This window comes from Paenibacillus glycinis, assembly GCF_009909185.1.
Classification (GTDB): domain Bacteria; phylum Bacillota; class Bacilli; order Paenibacillales; family Paenibacillaceae; genus Paenibacillus_Z; species Paenibacillus_Z glycinis.
This window is the reverse complement of sequence record NZ_JAAAMV010000006.1, coordinates 51,777-72,439: the sequence shown is the minus strand read 5'-3', so window position 1 is coordinate 72,439 and position 20,663 is coordinate 51,777. Positions and strand designations below refer to the sequence as shown.

The following is a 20,663-nucleotide window of genomic DNA, read 5'->3' as shown; positions in this document are numbered from 1 at the left end:
AGCCGAGACGGGAAAAGGAACAAATTGGAACCCGTAAAGCTCACGGCCCGATTCATAATATGACAGCCTGTTGTCAAATTACTAGGGGTACAATGAATTCGAGATTGCGGATCGAATAGAGAGGCAATAATCGAAAACCTAGGAGTGAGGCAGGATGGAGAACGTAAAATCGAAAGTCGTGATTATTACCGGGGCGTCGAGCGGCATCGGACAAGCAACGGCGCTGCTGCTTGGGAAATACGGCGCAAACGTCGTGTTGGCGGCGAGGAGAGAAGAGCGGATACGGATGATTGCGGAGCAAATCAATCAAGCCGGGGGCAGTGCCGTATACGTCAAAACGGATGTCGCATCGGCGACGGAGATGCAACATCTCGCCCAACACGCGATAGCGCGATTCGGAAAAATCGATGTCTTGATCAATAACGCCGGCATTATGCCGTTATCCTATCTGCGCGAATTGAAAATTGAAGAATGGGACAGCATGATCGACGTGAACATAAAGGGCGCGTTATACGGAATCGCGGCGGTGCTGCCGACGATGAGAGAACAGAAGTCGGGACATATCATTACCGTTTCCTCGGTCTCCGGCTACCGGGTTGACCCTACCGCCGCCGTGTACAGTGCCACTAAATTTGCCGTCAGAGCGATCTCGGAAGGGTTGCGTCAGGAAGAATCGCCGGCCTCCAATATTCGGACGACGATCATTTCGCCCGGAATCACGGCAACGGAATTAACCGATTCCATTACGAGTCCGGAAGTCAAGGACTGGGTGAGCGAAATGAATCAAGTCGCAATATCGCCGAACAGCATAGCCAGAGCGATTGCCTTTGCGATCAACGAACCCGACGATACGAGTATCAACGAAATGATTATTCGGCCAACCGTCCAGCCTTCGTGACCTTAACTTGATCCCGTCGACCTTGTCCGGAGCTGAAGGAGGCGATGTGGAATAGAGGCAGGCGAGCCTTCGTTGGCCGATGATACGGATGGATTTATCGTTCATTCTTACCTCATGCCGCCCATGCCGCCTATAAAACTCATGCCGCCCATGCCGCCTATAAAACTCATGCCACCCATTCCTTACTCGAGAGCCTGTGCCGGCCGGCAATGATAACTTCTAGGACCGTGCCGAGTACCGCTCAACCGCACGCACCGTCAGGGCCAGCGCCATGGCGGTGTTTTCGCGTCCTCCGTCAGATGGCCGCCGGAACTGCAGTTCGGACGCCGGCTGTTTGCTTTCGAACCAACCTTTAATCACAGAAAAAAATTCACTGAATTTCGTAGCGCCGACGCGGTTTCTCGCCTTTGGAAGGAAAGACTTTCCGCTTGGGGGAAGGAAATAAGCGTCCGAAAGCGGAATTGTTTATACGAATACGCAGATGAAAGGTGAGTGTGATGCAGAAGACGAAAATCGGCATAATCGGTTGCGGCGTCATCAGCGGGATTTATCTGGAAAACTGCACGAAAACATTCGGTATCCTTGAAGTTGCCGCCGTCGCGGATTTGATGCCGGAGATGGCCCGCAAGCGGGCGGAGGAATACGGGATTCCGAAGGCTTGCACCGTTCAGGAATTGCTGGATGACCCCGAGATCGAAATCGTCGTGAATTTGACCGCGCCCCAGGTGCATGCGGAAGTGAACCTGCAGATCTTGAACGCCGGCAAGCACGTTTACACGGAGAAGCCTTTTGCGCTGAATCGCGAAGACGCGGACCGCGTGCTTGCGCTGGCCGAGGAGAAGGGACTTCGGGTCGGCTGCGCCCCGGACACGTTCCTGGGCGCCGGACTGCAAACGAGCCGGAAGATCATCGAGGACGGTTGGATCGGCATGCCGTACGCGGCGAGCGGCTTGATCATTATGGGAAACGCTTACGACGGCATGCATCCGAATTTTCATAACTATCTGCAGTTCGGTTGGGATCCGTTGTTCGATATGGCGCCTTATTATTTAACCGCTTTCATTCACCTGCTCGGACCCGTTAGAAGCGTAAGCGGATCGGCCGGCCAAGTGAAGCGCGAGCATACGGTCACCAATCCGAAGTCTCCGCGCCACGGCGAAACGGTTCCGGTCGGAGCGCCGATGCACGTGTCGGCGATGCTCGATTTCGAGAACGGCGCCACGGCGACCCTGCAGGCGGCCAAAGAAAGCTTCGGCTACACGCCGCGATTGGAGATTTACGGAACGGAGGGGATTCTCCACGTACCGGATCCGAATATGTTCCACGGCGCCATTACGATTCAGCAGCGGAACGGCGAAACGCATTCGTTCCCGTACTCGCACGGCTTCGCGGAGAACAGCAGAGGCATCGGCATCGCCGACATGGCGTACGCCATCCGCACCGGCCGCAAGCATCGCGCTAGCGGCGCATTGGCGAGCGACGTGTTGGATCTGCAGTTGGCCATCCTGGCCTCGTCGAAGGAAGGCCGCCATATCCTCATCGAGCCCCGCAGCGAACAACCGGCCGCGCTGCCGCTTGGCCTGATGTACGGCCTGTTGGATTAAGGCGATTAAAGGCGATTGGTGTGCGTTTCCTTCGCAAGAAGGAAATGCAGCATTCGCCGGCTACGGGAGCATAGGCTCAGCGATGGGTTTGCGTTTCCTTCGCGAGAAGGAAATGCAGCATTCGCCGGCTACGAGAGCGCATAGGCTAAGCGATGGGTCTGCGTTTCCTTCGGGAGAAGGAAATGCAGCATTCGCCGGAAATAAGATACCGTGCTTCATTGAGGTGAGTACATTTCAGGTGAATCATGCAACCGGAGACCCCTATCGACCGTAGGTTGCGTGATTCCCCCAGCAACGCCCACTTTCCAATCAGAAAGGTTGCGAGAACGATGAAATTTCCGATAGCGCTACAGCCTTACACCATTCGCGAGGAATTGAAAAACGATTTTCTGGGCAGCTTTACGAAGGTTGCCGAGATCGGCTATGAAGCCGTGGAAGCGGGACCGCCGCCGGAAGGCGTGACGGCGGAGGAAATGAAGGCGCACTTCGACCGCCTGGGTTTGCGGGTGATGGGCTGCCATGCCGGCCTGGAGCAGCTGACGAACGACCTGGATGCGCTGATCGATTTTCTGGACCTGTTCGGCGCCCGATACGTGGCCATGTCGTACAAGTTCGAGTCCCGCGAAGCCGTGCTGGAAGCGGCGAAGACGTTCAACGCCATCGGCGCCGCCTGCCGCGAGCGAGGCGTTCAGTTTCTCTATCATAACCATGACTGGGAGTTCAAGCAGTTCGAGGGCGAATCCGCGCTCGATATCTTGCTCGGCGCGACCGATCCCGAGCTGGTTAAGCTGGAGCTCGACGTGTACTGGGCGAAGAAGGGCGGCGAGGATCCGGCCCACTACCTGCGCAAGCTGAACGGACGCTGTCCGGTGCTGCACGTGAAGGACATGGAGCCGGGCGAGGAGCGGTTCTTCGCGGAGGTCGGGGAAGGCGTGCTGGACTTCGGCGAGATCCTCGCGGCCGCGGAGGAAATCGGCACGGAGTGGCTCGTAGTCGAGCAGGATGCGTGCCGTCGCCCGGCCTTCGAAAGCATCGCCATCAGCTACGACAACCTGAGCCGAATGGGGGTCGTCGCAAAATGAACGGGACGATCCGAGTCGGCTTGATCGGATACGGCTTTGCCGGCAGCGTGTTTCATGCCCCGGTCATTACATCGGTTCCCGGCCTGGAGCTGACCAAGGTCGTCGAACGCCGAAGCGCCAAGTCGAAGGCGCGTTACCCCGAGGTAGAGGTCGTGCACGGCGTGGAAGAACTTTACGCGGATGAAACGATCGATCTCGTGGTCGTGACGACGCCGAGCACGGACCATTATGCGTTCGTCAAGAACGCGCTGCTGGCCGGCAAGCATGTCGTCGTGGAGAAGCCGTTCACGCCGACCGCCAAGGAAGCGGACGAACTGATCGCGCACGCGAAGGAGAAGGGCAAGGTGCTTTCCGTCTTCCATAACCGGCGCTTCGACGGCGATTTCCTGACGCTGCGGGAGCTGCTTCGCCAAGGCCTGCTGGGCGAGGTCATGGAAGCCGAATTTCGCTGGGACGGCTTCGACCCGGTACTCCGCTCGACCAACTGGCGCGAGGGCAATCTGCCGGGAACGGGCGTGTTTTACGACCTGGGCGTGCATCTCATGGATCAGGCGCTTACGCTGTTCGGGCTGCCGTCTTCCATTGCCGGCGATGTTCGCATGCAGCGCGAAGGAGCGGAGGCGCATGATTATTTCGATGTCGCGCTGCTGTACGAGAGCGGGCTGAAGGTGCGCTTGAAGTCGTCCAAGTTCGTTCGGGAGGCATCCCCGCGCTATGCGTTGTACGGCTCGAACGGATCTTTCGTCAAGCATGGCATCGACCCGCAGGAAGCGGCGCTGATCGCCGGCGCGCAGCCGTCGGCCGTGCGCAATTGGGGCAAGGAGCCGCGGGAGCGGTGGGGCAAGATCAATACCTCCGTCGGCGGACTGCACGTGGAGGGCGTCATCGAGACGGTCGCCGGCTCCTACGTCGATTATTACCGGAACGTCATGGCGCATATCCAGGGCCAAGCGGAGCTGGAAGTGAAGCCGGAGGAAGCGCGGCTGGCCATTCAATTGATCGAGCTGGCGCTGCAGAGCAGCGAGGAAGGACGGGCGATGCCCGTACCGTTCGCCGTAGCGGCGCCACTCGTATAAGAAGGAGCGAGAAGCTTGTTTCCATTTAAAGCGGCATTAAACGCGTCGACCTTGTTCCCGTTCGAATTGAACGTGCTGGAACAGGTGCGCGCAGCGGCCAAGGCCGGTTACGAAGGCATCGAGCTATGGGTGAGAGACATCGAGGCGTATCTGCGGGAAGGCGGCACGACCGGCGGGCTGCGCGAGGCGTTGGCGGAATCCGGCATCGTCCTCGCGAACGCCATCGCGTTCTTCAAATGGGCGGATCGCGACGAAGCGGTTCGCGAAGAGGGCTTTGCCCAAGCGGAGCGCGAGATGCGCATGCTGGCGGAGATCGGCTGCCAGGCCGTGGCCGCGCCTCCCTTCGGAGAGGTCGCGAACGTTCCGCTGAGCGAGATGGCACGTCACTTTGCCCGGTTGTCGGCGCTCGGACGCGAGATCGGCATCGACGTGTACCTGGAATTCTGGGGTCGCGCGAGCACGCTTTCGCGGCTGGACGAGGCCATAACCGTGCAGCGGGAAAGCGGCGTCGCCGGAGCGAAGCTGCTCGTCGATCCGTTCCACATGTATACCGGGGGCAGCAGCATCGAGGATCTGAGGCGGGTGGCGGGCAGCGGCATCGGGATCTTCCACGTGAACGATTATCCGGCCGTCCTGCCGCGGGAGACGATTACCGATGCGGACCGCGTCTTCCCCGGCGAAGGCGTCGCCCCGTCGGCAGCGCTGGCAAGGCAGCTGTACGACTCGGGTTACAGAGGCTTCCTTTCCTTGGAGCTATTCATCGCCGATTTCGGCAGCATGACGGCGGAGGACGTTGCGGCGAAAGGGATCGCCGACCTCAAAACCGCTTATCAAGTGGAAGCGTAACTATCATGCTATAGGAGAACAGCCGGCGATCTTGCCGGCTGTTCTTCGTTTGGCGAGCAGAGAAACGGCCCGCAAGCAAGCTTATTAAACAGCTTATGAAAATACTATAACGCGACGCAGTAGATACCAAATGGAGAGTTGAAAAAATGGCAGATATAGATGCACGGACGCCAACCTCACCCCGGAGCTCCGCTGCAAACCCCAACCCCAACCCCAACCCCAACCCCAACCCCAACCCCAACCCCAACCCCAACCCCGGTACCGCGACGAATCCTTGCCTCGACATCGACTTAAAGTAACTGCAGGCACGAACCACCCAACCCGCCATTTTTCCGGCAATGTCGAACGATGAATACGGCGCGTCATTTTCATGGGTGTTTTCAATTCGTTAAACCTTAATACTACTAAAGTTGGATATATATAACAATTTCTTCACGATATGAAAACACCTCCCGAACATGCCATGTTTATTCTACTAGAGAAACCAAAGGGAGAGGGTGGCTGCAATGAATTCGACGGAGGCGGGCCTCGCCGTACGGCGGACGGACAGCCAGACGCGACGGGCAAGACGCATGCTGCCGTCCTTGTGGAAGGAAACGGCAGTCGGGTACTTGTTCATCGCTCCTTCGCTGCTGCTGTTCGCGGCGTTTTTGTTCTATCCGCTGCTGAAATCGGTTTACTTGAGCTTCTACCTCACGGATCCCCGGGGCCGCGTGGCCGAATTCGTCGGGCTTGATAATTTCACCGCGCTGTTCCGCTCGGAGGCATTTTGGAACAGCCTGCTCGTCACGCTCAAATTCACGGCGCTTACCGTGCCGACCGGCCTGCTCGCGTCCCTGCTGCTCGCGGCATTGACCTACGGCAAGCTTCGCGGCATGCGCGCGTTCCGATTCGTATTCTCGCTGCCGGTCGCGTTGTCCGTCAGCACGGCTTCCGTCATCTGGATGATGCTGTACCATCCGACGACCGGCACGCTCAACTATTTTCTGACCAAGCTGGGCCTGACGCCCGTACAATGGCTCACGGACCCGGCATGGGCGCTCGTCTCCATCTCGATCATGACCGTATGGATGAACTCCGGCTTTCAATATATCGTGCTGCTGAGCGGCCTGCAGGGCATTGCCGACGACATCTTCGACAGCGCGCGCATCGACGGCTCGGGCCCGTTCCGCACCTTTTTCCAAATCATCGTCCCGCTCGTGTCCCCCACCGTCTTCTTCCTGTCCGTCGTATCCGTCATGAACGCTTTTCAGTCTTTCGGGCAAATGAACATTTTGACCAAAGGCGGGCCGGCGGGCTCCACGGAAGTGTTCGTCTATTCCATCTACAAGGAAGCGTTCGTCAACTATCAATTCGGCACGGGCAGCGCGCTGTCGCTGGTGCTGTTCGCCATGATCATGCTGCTGACGCTGCTGCAATTCCGATTCGAGAGGAAGGTGCACTACCATTGACGTCCCTGACCTCCGGGCGAGCTCCCCGAATGACGCGAAGGCTCGTGCAATATCTCGTGCTGCTGGTTGCCGCGATCGCGGTCGTCTATCCGATCGCGTATACGATTCTCGCTTCTTTCATGACGCCGGACGAATCGGCGCAATACCCGCCGAAGCTGTTCCCGTCGCATCCGTATCTCGGCAGCTTCCGGACGGTGCTCGACCTTGTGCCGCTCCAGACCTTTCTATGGAACAGCTTCCTCATCTCGGCGGCGGTCATGATCGGACAAGTGCTGACCGCGGGCATGGCCGCTTACGCGTTCGTCTACGTGGCTTTCCGGGGGAAAGCCTTCTGGTTCGCGGCGTTCATCTCGACGATGATGATTCCTTGGGAAGTGACGATCATCCCGAATTACTTGACCGTCAAATCCTGGGGATGGCTCGATACGTACCAAGGGTTGACCGTGCCCTTCCTCGCTTCCGGCTTCGGGGTATTCCTGCTGCGGCAGTTTTTCCTCCAGCTTCCCCGCGAGCTGTTCGAGGCGGCGCGGATCGACGGCTGCGGCCATTTCCGGCATTTTACGATCGTCGTGCTGCCGCTCTCCCGTCCGGCGCTGGCGTCCTTGGCGGTGTATGCGTTTCTCGGCGCATGGAATATGTACCTGTGGCCGCTCCTGATCACCAACAGCGATGCCAAACGCACGGTTCAAATCGGCATCAGCATGCTGCAGTTCCAGGAAGTGACCGTGTGGAATCTCGTCCTGGCGGGCGTGACGCTGGTCCTGCTTCCGTCGCTGCTCCTGCTTGCGCTGGGCTTGAAACAGCTCGTGCGCGGCTTGACCGCGGGCGCCGTCAAAGGCTGATCGAAGGCCGAACGAACCGGCGGGTTCGAACTGGGCTAGGGGGAATCGTCTTCGGACGTGCATCCATATAAAAATACGAAACAACGGGAGTGAGAAACGAGAATGAAAGCATGGAAACAAGCGGGGTTGCCTGTGGCAATGGCGGGTTTGATGGTAGCGCTGGCTGCTTGCGGCAGCACGAACGCGGCGAACGGCGGGAACAACGCGAACAAGCCGGCCAATACGGAAGCGGCCGACACGGCGCAGGCGGGCGGCGACGAATCGGCAGCAGCGAACGAGCAAGCGAACGCGGCCGCGAATCCGCAAAAGGAGCCGGTCAAGGTCGTATGGTGGCATTCCATGAGCGGCGAGCTCGGCAAAGCGGTAACCCAGCTCGTGGCGGACTTCAACGCGTCGCACCCCGACATTCAAGTGGAGGAAGTCTACCAAGGCACCTACGACGACAGCTTGAATAAGATGAAAGCTTCCCTGGATTCGAAATCGGGGCCGTCGCTCATTCAAGTCTACGAAATCGGCTCCAAGTTCATGGTCGACTCCAAGGCGATCACGCCGGTACAGGATTTCATCGATTCGGAGAACTACGACGTCTCGAATCTGGAAGAAAACATCCTCGGCTATTATACGTTCGACAACAAGCTGTATTCCATGCCGTTCAATACGTCCAATCCGATCCTCTATTACAACAAGGACATGTTCAAGGCGGCAGGCCTCGATCCGGAGAAACCGCCCGCGACGTACGAGGAAGTGAAGAACGCCGCCAAGGCGCTGACGAAGGACGGCAAGACGGGCGCTTCGTTCGCGATCTACGGCTGGTTTATGGAGCAGTTCTTCGCCAATCAAGGGGCGGAGTACGACAATAACGGCAACGGCCGGACGGATACGGCGACCGAATCGCTCGTGAACGCCGATGCGGGCGTGAAGACCCTGACGTGGTGGAAGGACCTGGTCGACAGCAAAGTCGCGCTTAACCTGGGCCGCAAAACCGATGACACCAAAAAAGCGTTCCTGGCCGGCCAAATCGGCATGACGCTGGATTCCACGGCATCGCTGCGCGGCATCGTCGACGGCGCGAAGGGCAAGTTCGAAGTCGGCACGGCGTTCCTGCCGAAGCCGGAAGGCGCAGGGGACGGCGGCGTCGTCGTCGGCGGCGCGAGCCTGTGGATCATGAACAACAAGCCGGCCGACGAGCAGAAGGCAGCTTGGGAATTCATCAAGTACTTGGCGCAGCCGGACACGCAGGCCAAGTGGCATATCAACACGGGTTACTTCCCGATCACGAAGAAAGCCTACGACGAGCAGATCGTCAAGGACAACATGGCGGCCTATCCGCAGTTCAAGACGGCCGTCGACCAGCTGCACGCGACGAAGCTGAGCCCGGCGACGCAGGGCGCCGTCATGGGCGTGTTCCCGGAAGCGCGGCAAATCGTGGAAGGCGCCATCGAGGAAGCGTTCGGCGGACAGAAGGATCCGAAGGCGGCGCTCGACGACGCGGCCAAAGCGATCACGGAGAAAATCGCGACCTATAACAAGACCGTTCAATAACGAGCGGTCCGCGAGAGGCCTTCCCCGGCGCAACGGCCGGGGAAGGCTCTTTTTATTCCCGTCATGGGGAAGGAGTTCGGCCGCCGGCCGCGAACAAGCTACATAACGCAAACGCGCATTTGCGCGTCCAAGGAGGAATCACGCGATGTGGCATCCCGACGATTACTTGAAACATCTCCATGAAAGCGTTCCGCCGGCCGAACGCTTCGAAGCCGAAACCCGGGAAGAGTGGAAATCTTGGCAGGAGCGGCTGCGGCAAAGTTTCATCGCGCTGCTCGCCGTGCCGGCCGATCGCCGCGAGCTGTCTCCCGTCCTGCTGGAATCCGTGGATTGCGGCGGCTATACGCGGCAGCGGGTGAGCATCGCAACGTTCGGCACGCTGACGATGCCCGTGTACGTCCTCGTGCCGAAAGCTCATGACCGGGAACGCGGGGCGGTCATCGCCCTGCACGGACACGGGTACGGCAGCCGCGATCTCGTCGGGTTGAATCCGGACGGCACGGACAAAACCGGCGATAGCGGCTACCAGAAAAATTTTGCCGTCGAGCTGGCGCTTCGCGGGCATCTCGTTGTCGCGCCCGAGCTGCTCGGGTTCGGCGACCGCAAGCTTGCCGAGGACGCCGAGCGCGGGGACTCTTGCTACCGGCTGTCGACGAATTTGCTGGCGATGGGGCAGACGATGGCCGGCCACCGCGTATTCGAGGCGCTCCGATGCGTGGATTACCTGCTCGCGCGCGGGGACGTGGACGCGAACCGGATCGGCTGCATGGGCATATCCGGCGGCGGCTTGGTCGCTTCGTTCGCGGCGGCGGTCGACGAGCGGATCAAGGCCGCCGTCGTGAGCGGCTTCGCGAATACCTTTCAGGCGAGCATCCTCGCGGTTCCGCACTGCATCGACAATTTCGTTCCCGGCCTGTCGCGGCTTGCGGAAATGCCCGATCTGCTCGGCTTGATCGCGCCTCGGCCGCTGCTGATCGAAGCGGGCACGCGGGATCCGATCTTCCCGCTGCACGCCGTCGACGAGGCGTACGACAAGCTCAAGGCGATCTATGCGCTGCTGGCCGCGGAGCCGCAATTGGCTTACGATCGCTTCGAGGGCGATCACGAGATCTCGGGCAGGCTCGCTTTCGATTGGTTCGGCGGGATCTGGCCATCCAGGGAGGCGGAGGATGAACGCGCTTAAGCTGAGACCGTTCGTTCCGTCGGGCGCGGATTACGAGCTGGCGCAGCGGTTCTTCGAGGAGCTAGGTTTCCGCAAGACGTACGCCGACGGCTCGCTCTGCCTGTTCCGCATCGGCGAGCAAGAGTTCTTCCTGCAGAATTTCCACGATCAATCGTTCCAGGATCAATTCATGCTGGAGCTGGCCGTAGAAGATCTGGACGGCTGGTGGGTCCGCATGCAAACGATGCAGCGAAGCGGGGCATACGCCGACATGCGGGCGAAGGAACCGACGGTCTACCCATGGGGCAAGCGCGAGGTGCATCTGATCGATCCGGCGGGAGTATGCTGGCATTTCTCGGAGCCGATCTGACGAGTTGACTTATAGGCATGCGAAGGACAGTCCGGACGAACGCGCTCGCGTTTCCGGGCTGTTTTATTATTGGCGGCTAGCGGCGGTGTCGCGGCGATAAGAATCTCCATGCTACGAATCGTCACGAAGAACGCCAATTCACAGGCGCATTCATAGGAAATCGCGGATTTTACAGTTTCGAAGCGGACAAATGCGCGTTAAACACAGTGTTTTTCCTCCGGTGCATTCCGCATCATTAGGCATGAGGCCAATTTCAATCGCCAATCAAGGAGGAACTTATGAAGAAGACGACAAGCAAGCACGCGCGCAAGCGGAGCGCCAAGCTGGTCGGCATGCTGAGCGCCGCGGCGCTGCTGCTTCCCGCATGGCCGGCAGTTCCGGCTGCTGCCGACCCGCAAGTTGTAAGCGTTACCAACTATGGCGCGGACGGCACGGATGCGCTGGATGACACGGCAGGCATCCAGGCGGCCATCGACGCCGCGGCGGAGGGTGACACGGTGCAGGTTCCGGCAGGGACCTATATCATCTCCGCGCCGGTTAAAGCCAAGTCCGGCATCAAGCTGATCGGCGACGGCCGCGACGCGACGATCGTCCAATACGCCGCGGACAGCTCGACCGCGGGGTATATGCTGTCCCTGAACGGGACGGACAACGTCGAGGTGGCGGGCCTGACGCTCGACGGCAACGGCAACGCCAACGTTGCAGGTGGCATTACCTCCGATCCGACGCCGGAAGTCGTGCAGAACAGCGGGCATTACATTCACGACAACCGCATCAAGAATCTAGGCGCGACGACCGGCTTCGGTCCCTTCGGCATCCTGATCGCCCACACCGACCGCGTCAAGATCGCGGACAACGATTTCAGCAACATCGGAACGGGCTCCGAATGGGGCGCGGCAATCCGCAACGGCTGGAACGCGAACTATCCCGTCATCGAGCGCAACACGATCGCGGATACGGGACGCGGCGGGATTTTCCTCAATGACGGCGTCGAAGGCGCGGTCGTGCGGCATAACGCGGTCACGGGCTCCGGCAAGTTCAACTACGGACTCAGCATCGAGCTTCATACGGACGTCAACCATGCGCTCGTGGAGGACAACCAGGTGGATCATTGGCTGAGCGTGGTCCGCTCCAGCTACGACGCCATCCGCCGCAACACCGTCCACGCGACGGATGATTCCGTGGCCGGCATCGGGCTCGAGATCATGTCCGACCATACGGTGACGAGCGACAATACCGTCGACGGCGGGCAGCAGGTCGGCTTGCAGCAATCGCCTGGACCCGGTTATCAGTATTGGGGCTACAACACGGTCCGCAACATGATCATGTGGGGCATGCAGCTGCAGGGAGACGGGGCGAGCGAGACCGAGCAGTTCCAATACTTCTATAAGAACAGCTTCGAAAATACCCAGGCGGACGACGATCGCGCGGCGTATACGGATTACGACGGCTACGGGGTACGGATTCACGGCAACTCGCAAAACCTGACGTTCGACAGCAATCGGATCGTGAACAACGAGGGCAAAGCGATCGACGTGACGGGCGCGCCGGGCGTCGACCGGATCAGCTTCGTCGATAACGTCATCACGGGCAACGCCGGACCGACGATCGAGACGTATCCGGACAGCGCGCAGAACCTGGAGTGGAGCGGCAATACGGTCAGCGGCAACGGCACGGACACGCAGCTGGAATCCCGCGGTTTCGCGGATGCGAAGCCGGTGGCGGATTTCGAAGCGCCGGAGACCGTGGAGCCGGGTACCGCGGTTGCATTCGAGAACGCGTCGCAAGGCAACGGGACGATCGTCGAGAACCTGTGGGATTTCGGCGAGGACGTTCCGTCCACGGAGGTCAGCCCGACGCATACGTACGAGAACGAAGGCACGTACCGGGTGACGCTTGTCGTCTGGAACGAAGGCGGCCGGGCAAGCTTGAAGGAGCGGACGATCGTCGTGAAGAAGGCGGAGGAGCCGCCGGTGAATCCGCCGGCCGGCGGTTACGTGCCTCCGGTAACGCCGAATCCGAATAACGGCGTCTATGTCGTCTCGCCGTTCGACCTAACGGGTGGCGCGGCCGACGGCAGCGTCAAGATTGCGGCCAAAGGCGACGTAAGCGAGATTCAGCTTCCGCCGCAAGCGGCGGGGCTTCCCGACGGCGCGGAGCTCACGGTGCAGCTGGACGCGCTCGGCGTGACGATTCCGTCCGCGGTGCTGAAGCAGCTGGCGGCATTGGTGACGGCGGATGAACTGAAGCAGGGGACGATCGTCCTCAAGGCCGAGGCGTTGACGGCCGAGCAGGCGAAGGCCTTGCTCGGCAAAGCGAAGCAGTCCGGCGGTCCGGCGGACATGACGGCGCTCAGCGGAATATACGCGTTCAGCCTCGGCGTGAAGAAAGCCGACGGCACGTTGACCGCGCTGCAGGCGTTCGCGAAGCCGGTCCGCATCGCGATAACGGCGAAGACGCCGACGGACGACAGCCTTGCGGGCGTCTATGCCATCGGCGAAGACGGCCGTCTTCAATACGCGGGCGGACGCTATGCGAACGGCGTCTTTACGGCGAACCTGCCGCATTTCAGCGCGTACGCGGCGCTCGAGATCAAGACTGCCTTCAAGGACTTGCCGACCGGGCATTGGGCGGCCGCGGCGATTGCCGAGCTTGCGGCGAAGCAGCTGGTGCAGGGCACGGGGGAAGGGCTGTTCGAGCCGGCGAAAGCCGTGACGAGAGCGGAGTTTGCGGTGATGCTGGCTAACCTCCTGTGGAACGATCGGGAGCCGGATGCTGCCGCGGTCGACTTCTCCGACAAGGACGAGATCGGCGCGTGGGCGGCGGACGCGGTGGCGAAAGCCGTTCAAGCGGGCATCGTTACCGGCTATGCGGACGGCAGCTTCCGTCCGGACCGGCCGATTACCCGTGCCGAAATGGCCGTCATGCTGGCGAAAGCGACGAAGGCGACAGGCAGCACCGGCGGAAGCGCTGCTTTCTCGGATGACGCGGCGATTCCGGCATGGGCCAAAGGATCCGTCGCTGCGATCGCGCAAGCGGGGCTGGCGGACGGCAGAGCCGACGGCTCGTTCGACCCCGGCGCCGCCTTGAACCGCGCGGAGGCCGGCATGATTCTCTATCGCCTGCTGCACGCGCAGCCGTGAAGAAGCAAGCGCCTCGAAGAATCGCCGGCCGTTCGTGACCGGAACGCAATTCCTTTACGCGCGCGATTCCTTTACAATGGAGGAAAGGAACGACATTCCACGCGCTAGCGCGAAGAGGTTGCGACGGCATGACGAACGAACCGACCCTCACGGAGGCAAAACCGAAAAAATCGCTCCTCCTGCCCATGATCTGCGGCAGCTTGGCATTCGCGTTCCTCCTCGGCGCGGCGGCTTTCCTGCTCGTCCGTCCGTTCGGCGGCCAGCCTCGGGACGAGGAGCTGAACATGCCGCACGACTATGCGTACGGCCAAGCGACGGCCGCGAACGGGATGGAGCTGCATTACATGATCACGCGGCCTGGCAATGTCCGCCCGGCCGCGGTTCATGCCAATGTAACGACGGGGCCGTATTACGGCGTGAACGGCGGGTTCTTCTACGAGGACGCGCTGCTCAGCATCGCGGTCGCGGACGGCATGCCCGTCAATGCGGCGCCCGGGTATTACGGAGCTGGGGACGTCAATGCCAAGTATGCGCGCGGCACGCTTGTCTGGGACGGCGCGACCGATCGGCTGAGCGTGCAGACGGCCAGCCGGGAGGCGGAGCTGCAGGTGACGGACCGTTCCCGGTACTGGGCGCAGGGCGGCATCAGCATGAGCCTGGACCGGGACGATGCATGGCGGCAGCGGGTCCAGGACGAGCGGGCGCCGAACATCGAGGATGAGCGGCTTCGCTCGGCGGCCGTATACGACACCGCCGGCAGCCTGTACTTGATCGTCAGCGCGACGAAAGGGACGCTGGCCGATTTCCGGTCCGCGATCGTGGAACGGATCGGCGCGGGCAAGCTCGCGAACGGCATATTCCTTGACGGGGACGGCTCATCCCAGCTTCGCAGCCGCGAGATCAGGCTGAGCGGCGACGGACGTCCGGTCGTGCAAATGCTCCGGCTGTTGCACTGAGCCAGCCGGACAGCCGGACAGGTACCGGCGGCGAGGCTATGAACGCAGCGCGGGAGCCGGCACAGGCGCGCGGCAGCAATAATTAACAACAAACAAGCAGTCTCCCGAGGGAGACTGCTTGTTTGTTGTTGCAGGAAGGAGGCCGGCCAAGCCGGCGCTATTCCTTCGTTTGGCGCGCGGCCTTGCGTTTCTTGTAGGCGCCGTAGTTCATCCAGACGCCGACAAGAAGCAGGACGACGCCGAGGATCACATTCACGAACAAAATATCGACGATTCCGTATCCGATAAAGAAGATGCTGACGATTACCATCAAACGCGGACTCATGCTAGGATGCACCTCGATTCATCGGCGGGAGTGTTTTTCATTGGCAGGTCGAATGCCTGCGACGGCGGCGAAGCAGCAAGCAGAATGCAGAAAGCCTAACGCGGAACGAAGAAAGCCAATATCCCGACCTTGCCCGTTCGGCGCACCCGATCGCCCGTATTCGAAAAGTATAGCGCAATCGCGCTGCCTTGGCTAGATGAATAGCGTTTCCAATGTTAATTTAAATGACATGAAGCTGGCAGCTTCGAAGCCCGGTTACAGCCGGCTCAGCTTCCGGTACTGCAGCGGCGTCGTGCCCGTCAGCTTCTTGAACATCCGGTCGAAGTGCCCGGCGCTCTCGAAGCCCGTCCGCTCGGCCACGGCGATGATCTTCAGCTCCGTCTCCCGGAGCAGCCGCTGCGCCTCGCGGATGCGGGTCAGGTTGACGTATTCGATCAGCGTGAACCCGGTGACGGCTTTGAAGGAGCGGCTCAGATAATACGGACTGACGAAGAACCGCCTGGCGAGATCCGGCAGCATCAGCTTCGCCGTGAAATGCCCGTTGATATACGCGGCGATCTCGGTGATTTTCTGATGGAGCGGGCTCTGCTGGTCCGGCGTCTCCGGCCGCTCGTCGACCGGATGCCGCGCGGCGAAGAGCAGCAGCTCCGTGAGCAGCACGCGCAGGTAGAGCTCGCGGCCGGGCCGTTCTTGGGCGGCTTCCGCGACCATTTTGGCCAGCAGCTGCTCCACGAAGAAGCGTTCCTGCGAATTCAGCTTGAGCAGGACCGAACGTCGCGCGAACGCCCCGAACAACAGCGGATCGTGAAGCGGATGGCCGGCGCCTAGAAAGGCGTCGCTGAAATTAATGACGACGCGCTCGTGCTCCGGCGGGCCGATGTCCGACGAGTTGTGGACGACATGCTTGCTGACGAGCACGAGATTCCCCGCGGTCAGGCGCACGGTCCGCTGATCGATGAAGTGAACCCGCTCTCCCGACGCCAAATAATAGATTTCGTAGGTCGGGTGATAATGGTTGGTTCGCCCGAACGGCTTGGTCCGGTGAACCTGCTGGATATAGAAATCGCGGTCCTCGTCGCCGAAGGTGACGGGCTGGTCCGGTCTGAGCTTCATGGCTGCGCCTCCGTTTCCCGATAGGTCGAGTGTAGCGCAAAATAGGTGAATTATAAATGGCATTCGGCAAGAAAAGCCGCGAATGCACGCAAATGTTGCGGTATGCTGAGAGTGAATATTCCGGAAAAAGGACGGTGTCTGCCCGATTATGAAAGCGTTTATGGATCGCGATTTCATGCTGCGCAACGAGACGGCCAAACGGTTATACCACGATTATGCGGCCGCCATGCCCATCATCGATTATCACTGCCATTTGAGCCAGCAGGAGATTTACGAGAACCGCACGTATGCCAACCTGACCGAAGTATGGCTGTACGGCGATCATTACAAATGGCGGGCGATGCGGGCGAACGGCGTCGAGGAGAAATACATTACCGGCGGCGAAGGCGTCAGCGATTACGACCGCTTCCTGGCGTATGCCCGCACCGTGCCGATGACGGTCGGCAACCCGCTCTACCATTGGTCGCATCTGGAGCTGCGGCGGCTGTTCGGCATCGAGGAGCTGATCAACGAGCGGAACGCGCCCGCGATCTGGGAGAAGGCCAATGCCAAGCTGCGGGGCGGCGGCTTCGCCGTGCAGGACTTCATTCGCGGCGCGGGTGTAGAGGTCGTCTGCACGACGGACGATCCGGCGGATTCGCTGGAGCATCACGTGCTGCTCGCGTCGCAGGCGTCCGAGCTCGGCTTCCGCGTGCTGCCTTCCTTCCGTCCGGACAAGGCGCTCGAAATCAACCGTCCGGCGTATCTCGGTTATCTGCAGAAGCTCGGCGAATCGGCGCAGCGGAAGCTGGCTTCTTACGACGATCTGCTGCAAGCGCTGGAATCGCGGGCGAGGCATTTTCACGCCGTCGGCGGACGCGTGTCCGACCATGCGCTGGATTACGTGCCGTGGGCGGAGACGACGCGCGAGGAAGCGGCCTCCATTTACGAAAAGGCGCTGCTCGGGGAAGGCGTGTCGCTCGAAGAAGAGCGCATATACAAGACGCATACGCTGCTGTTCCTGGGCCGGCTCTACGCGGAGCTGGGATGGTCGATGCAGTACCATATCAACGCGCAGCGCAACAACAACGCCCGCCAGTTCGCTTCGCTCGGTCCGGACACCGGCTTCGATTCCATCGGCGACAGCCCCGTCGCGGGACCGCTCGTCCGCCTGCTGGACCGGATGGACGAGACGGACCGGCTGCCCCGCACGATCGTCTATTCGATCAATCCGACGGACAACGACGTGCTGGCGGCGCTCATCGGCAGCTTCCAGGGCGGAGGCGTGCCGGGCAAAATCCAGCTCGGCTCCGCCTGGTGGTTCAACGACACGAAGGACGGCATGCTGGAGCAGCTGAAATCGCTCGGCAACATGGGACTGCTGCCTCGCTTCGTCGGGATGCTGACGGATTCCCGCAGCTTCCTGTCGTACACGCGGCACGAATACTTCCGCCGCGTCTTCTGCAACCTGCTCGGCGAATGGGTCGAACAGGGCGAGGCGCCGGACGACGAAGCCTTGCTGCGCGAGATCGTACAGGGCGTCTGCTACGAGAACGCGAAGGCGTACTTCAGGTTTTGATTGTTTTGATTGGGGCGCAAGGACTGCCGGAGCCATCGCAAGGTGGCCCGGCGGTCCTTTTTGCCGATGAAGCGCGCGGAACGTGCGCCTGCCGTTGACAACGGCAGCGGGATAATCGTATGCTCTTATTAGATATTTAGATAATATTCTAAATCTCTAATAAAGGGGTGAAGAGGATTTGAACGATGCCTTCAAAGCGTTGGCCGACCCGACCCGGCGCCAGATTCTGCGTCTGCTTCGGGACCGAAGCATGAGCGCCGGCGAGGTCGCCGACCAATTCAATATCAGCAAGCCGAGCATCTCCCACCACCTCAACATCCTGAAGCAGGCGGGGCTGGTGCTGGACGAACGGCAGGGCCAGAGCATCATGTACTCGCTGCATACGACGGTCGTCGAGGACGTCATCGGCTGGATGTTTCACATTCTCGGGAAAGAAGGGAAGGAGCATGACGATGAGCAATAAACGGGAAGCGTTGTACCTGTTGATCGGTCTTTCTCCGGCGATCGGCGCCTTGATTCTATATAACCGGCTGCCGGACACGATGGCGACGCATTTCGGGCCGGGCAACGAGGTAAACGGCACGATGGATAAAGGCTGGGCGATCCTCGTATTGGCGCTGCTCGGTCTTGTGCCGCTTCTGCTGCGCGTCAGCCGGAGCCTGGATCCGAAGCGGGCGAACTATCGAAACTTCGGGAGGGCTTTCGAAGTGACCCGCCTTGGCGTGACGCTGCTCCTGGGAGCGGCTGGCTGGGCCATGGTGGCCTACAACCTCGGCTACCACGTCGACATGCGGAAAATCGTCATGATCGCGCTCGGCCTGCTGTTCGCCGTCATGGGCAACTACATCACGCAGGTGCGGCAAAATTATATGTTCGGCATACGCACGCCGTGGACGCTGGCCAACGAGGAAGTGTGGCGGAGAACCCACCGGATCGCCGGTCCGCTCATGATGCTCGGCGGCTTCATATCGCTGATCGCGGCATTCTTCGACGGCACCGTCCCGATCGTCGTGTTCCTCTCGGCCATTGTCGTCGCGTCGCTCATTCCGGTCGTTTACTCTTATGTATTGTTTGCCCGCCTGAAAGAATGAAAAGCATGCAAAGGATAGCCGGCGAGCATTCGTACAATCGCGAGCGCAGACGAAGAGCCTTCATTTCCGCAGCGCGGAGGTGGAGGCTCTTTGGTTGGTCATGGTCGCTTCGGCGAACTCGGCCGCCGCATCGCTTTTTGCTTCAATGTCGGCTCAGCCGCGCAAGATCGCCGCGTCTTTGCCCTGCTGCAATTGAAAGACGATCCCGAACACGAGAATGCATACCAACGCGAGTATCGAATTGTACAAGAACATGCTGCGCATGCCGAAAGCTTCGCTGGCCACGCCGCCGGCCAAGCTCCCGATGATGCGGGCGACGCCCAAGGTCAGCAGGCCGTTCAACGTTTGTCCGCTTGCCTTCAGCTCGTTCGGAACTTCCTTGTTGATGACGTTCGCCATCGTCACCGACAGCACGATGAAGATCAGCCCGTGCAGCGCTTGGGCGGGGAGCAGCCAGGCCGCGCTGTGGATCGCCGAGAACAGGTACCAGCGAAGCGCCGCGGCCGCTCCGGCGCCGAGCAGAATATGCCAGGTCTGCACGCGCTTGAAGATCCGGCTCGACAGGAGCAGGAACGGCACCTCGCTGATGGACGAGATGACCATCGACCAGCCGAGCCAGGCGCTGTCTCCTCCGAGCTCCTTGAAGTAGAGCGGGAAGAAGGCGTAATAATAGCCCAGCGTGACCTGAAAAACGAAGTTCGCCCCGATGTACAGCATCAACCGCCGGTTCTTGAACAGCACCCAGACCGACATTTTGCGGCTGCTTGCCTGATGGCCTTCGATGGCGGGAAAGCGGAGGGCAAGCAGGAAGCAGACCGCCAGAATGGCGGCATAGACGGCGAACAGCAGATCGATGCGCTTCTCGGCAATGACGCCGAACACGATCGACATGATCGCGAAGCCGACCGTTCCGCCGAGCCGGATGAGGCTGAAATTCCCCCTGCCGCGCTTGTCCAGCGCCTCCAGCGTGACCGCGTCGCTCAGCGCGAAGATGGAAGACTGGAAGAACGTGAAGATGCAGATGAACACGAGCAGGAGCACGAACTGATTGGTCAGCGGATACAGCAGCACCGAAAGTCCCGTGCAGGCGAGCAGGAGCAGCAGGACGCTGTTTTTCGTTTTGGCGCGATCGCTGTACAAGCCCCAGAGCGGCTGAGCCAGGATCGCGATCAGCGGTCCGAGCCCGAGCAAGGTTCCGATCTGCGATTGGGTGAAGCCGACATGTTGAAAGTAGAGCGGAATGAATGTGCCGTAGACGGCGTTGCCCATGTAGAAGAACACGTAGAAGAACAGGAAATAAACGAGTTTGACCGGCATATGAACCTTCCTTCGTGCAGCTCGTGGCTGTTGTCGTTCTATAAGTAGTTCCATGCGGCTCGGTCAAATCCTCCATGAAATTCCGCATTGTCTCCGGCCAGGCGGGAGCAGGCGGCGCGAGTCGGAGGCGGCTAGGCTTGAAATAATAGGGGCTCGGGCCGCGGCGCAGATCCATCGGGCACGGGATTTCGGGGTCTGAGGGCGCTGCCGATCGACGCGAACCAAAGAGGCCGACCGGCGGTCGACCTCGCTTTTGTGCCATGGGCATGAACGGCGCTTAGCCGTAA

Annotated in this window: 18 protein-coding genes and 1 pseudogene; 16 read left to right on the top strand and 3 right to left on the bottom strand. The window is 60.4% G+C overall.

The window, feature by feature from the left end; genetic code table 11:
- Window positions 1-154: 154 nt before the first annotated feature.
- From GT019_RS11090 to GT019_RS11035, 13 genes and pseudogenes are all read left to right on the top strand, one after another.
- Window positions 155-898: an SDR family oxidoreductase gene (locus tag GT019_RS11090; RefSeq protein ID WP_161743210.1), complete on the top strand. Its 744-nt coding sequence runs from the start codon at window positions 155-157 to the stop codon at window positions 896-898.
- Between the two features lie 497 nt (window positions 899-1,395).
- Window positions 1,396-2,502, top strand: coding sequence for a Gfo/Idh/MocA family protein (locus GT019_RS11085; RefSeq protein ID WP_201755342.1), 1,107 nt, complete (start codon window positions 1,396-1,398; stop codon window positions 2,500-2,502).
- A gap of 329 nt (window positions 2,503-2,831) precedes the next feature.
- Window positions 2,832-3,584, top strand: coding sequence for a sugar phosphate isomerase/epimerase family protein (locus tag GT019_RS11080; protein ID WP_161743209.1), 753 nt, complete (start codon window positions 2,832-2,834; stop codon window positions 3,582-3,584).
- Window positions 3,581-4,660 carry an oxidoreductase gene (locus tag GT019_RS11075; protein ID WP_161743208.1) on the top strand — a complete coding sequence of 360 codons (1,080 nt, stop codon included), beginning with the start codon at window positions 3,581-3,583 and terminating at the stop codon, window positions 4,658-4,660. Before GT019_RS11080 ends, GT019_RS11075 begins: the two co-directional genes overlap by 4 nt.
- Before the next feature lie 15 nt (window positions 4,661-4,675).
- Window positions 4,676-5,506: a sugar phosphate isomerase/epimerase family protein gene (locus GT019_RS11070; RefSeq protein ID WP_161743207.1), complete on the top strand. Its 831-nt coding sequence runs from the start codon at window positions 4,676-4,678 to the stop codon at window positions 5,504-5,506.
- Between the two features lie 506 nt (window positions 5,507-6,012).
- On the top strand, window positions 6,013-6,957 hold the full coding sequence (locus tag GT019_RS11065) for a carbohydrate ABC transporter permease (RefSeq protein ID WP_161743206.1): 945 nt from the start codon (window positions 6,013-6,015) through the stop codon (window positions 6,955-6,957).
- A 29-nt stretch (window positions 6,958-6,986) separates the two neighbouring features.
- On the top strand, window positions 6,987-7,799 hold the full coding sequence (locus tag GT019_RS11060) for a carbohydrate ABC transporter permease (protein WP_161743205.1): 813 nt from the start codon (window positions 6,987-6,989) through the stop codon (window positions 7,797-7,799).
- A gap of 102 nt (window positions 7,800-7,901) precedes the next feature.
- The gene (locus GT019_RS11055; protein ID WP_161743204.1) at window positions 7,902-9,341 is read left to right on the top strand and encodes an ABC transporter substrate-binding protein; all 1,440 of its coding nucleotides are present in this window, start codon (window positions 7,902-7,904) and stop codon (window positions 9,339-9,341) included.
- A 145-nt stretch (window positions 9,342-9,486) separates the two neighbouring features.
- Window positions 9,487-10,524 (top strand): dienelactone hydrolase family protein, encoded by a 1,038-nt coding sequence (locus GT019_RS11050; protein ID WP_161743203.1) that lies wholly within the window; start codon window positions 9,487-9,489, stop codon window positions 10,522-10,524.
- Window positions 10,511-10,873, top strand: coding sequence for a VOC family protein (locus tag GT019_RS11045; protein WP_161743202.1), 363 nt, complete (start codon window positions 10,511-10,513; stop codon window positions 10,871-10,873). The genes GT019_RS11050 and GT019_RS11045 overlap by 14 nt, the downstream gene beginning before the upstream one ends.
- A 278-nt stretch (window positions 10,874-11,151) precedes the next feature.
- Window positions 11,152-12,798, top strand: a pseudogene (locus tag GT019_RS32665) (right-handed parallel beta-helix repeat-containing protein); the annotation flags it as partial.
- 687 nt (window positions 12,799-13,485) lie between these two features.
- Complete coding sequence (locus GT019_RS32660; RefSeq protein ID WP_407945078.1) at window positions 13,486-14,016, top strand: S-layer homology domain-containing protein; 531 nt, start codon at window positions 13,486-13,488, stop codon at window positions 14,014-14,016.
- 128 nt (window positions 14,017-14,144) lie between these two features.
- Window positions 14,145-14,972: a hypothetical protein gene (locus tag GT019_RS11035; protein ID WP_161743200.1), complete on the top strand. Its 828-nt coding sequence runs from the start codon at window positions 14,145-14,147 to the stop codon at window positions 14,970-14,972.
- Window positions 14,973-15,129: 157 nt separating this feature from the next.
- Here GT019_RS11035 and GT019_RS11030 read toward each other — a convergent pair whose 3' ends face one another.
- Together GT019_RS11030 and GT019_RS11025 are read right to left on the bottom strand one after the other, a co-directional pair.
- The gene (locus GT019_RS11030; protein WP_161743199.1) at window positions 15,130-15,297 is read right to left on the bottom strand and encodes a hypothetical protein; all 168 of its coding nucleotides are present in this window, start codon (window positions 15,295-15,297) and stop codon (window positions 15,130-15,132) included.
- Between the two features lie 255 nt (window positions 15,298-15,552).
- Window positions 15,553-16,410 (bottom strand): helix-turn-helix transcriptional regulator, encoded by an 858-nt coding sequence (locus GT019_RS11025; protein WP_161743198.1) that lies wholly within the window; start codon window positions 16,408-16,410, stop codon window positions 15,553-15,555.
- Between the two features lie 148 nt (window positions 16,411-16,558).
- On the opposite strand from GT019_RS11025, the gene uxaC reads away from it, so the two are divergent.
- From uxaC to GT019_RS11010, 3 genes are all read left to right on the top strand, one after another.
- Window positions 16,559-17,968, top strand: a complete 1,410-nt coding sequence (gene uxaC, locus GT019_RS11020) for a glucuronate isomerase (protein ID WP_161743197.1) — start codon at window positions 16,559-16,561, stop codon at window positions 17,966-17,968.
- A gap of 178 nt (window positions 17,969-18,146) precedes the next feature.
- Complete coding sequence (locus GT019_RS11015) at window positions 18,147-18,431, top strand: autorepressor SdpR family transcription factor (RefSeq protein WP_161743196.1); 285 nt, start codon at window positions 18,147-18,149, stop codon at window positions 18,429-18,431.
- Entirely contained in the window at window positions 18,421-19,059 is a 639-nt protein-coding gene (locus GT019_RS11010; protein ID WP_235947710.1) for an SdpI family protein, read from the top strand. Before GT019_RS11015 ends, GT019_RS11010 begins: the two co-directional genes overlap by 11 nt.
- 153 nt (window positions 19,060-19,212) lie before the next feature.
- Here GT019_RS11010 and GT019_RS11005 read toward each other — a convergent pair whose 3' ends face one another.
- Window positions 19,213-20,376, bottom strand: coding sequence for an MFS transporter (locus GT019_RS11005; protein WP_161743194.1), 1,164 nt, complete (start codon window positions 20,374-20,376; stop codon window positions 19,213-19,215).
- Window positions 20,377-20,663: the final 287 nt, after the last annotated feature.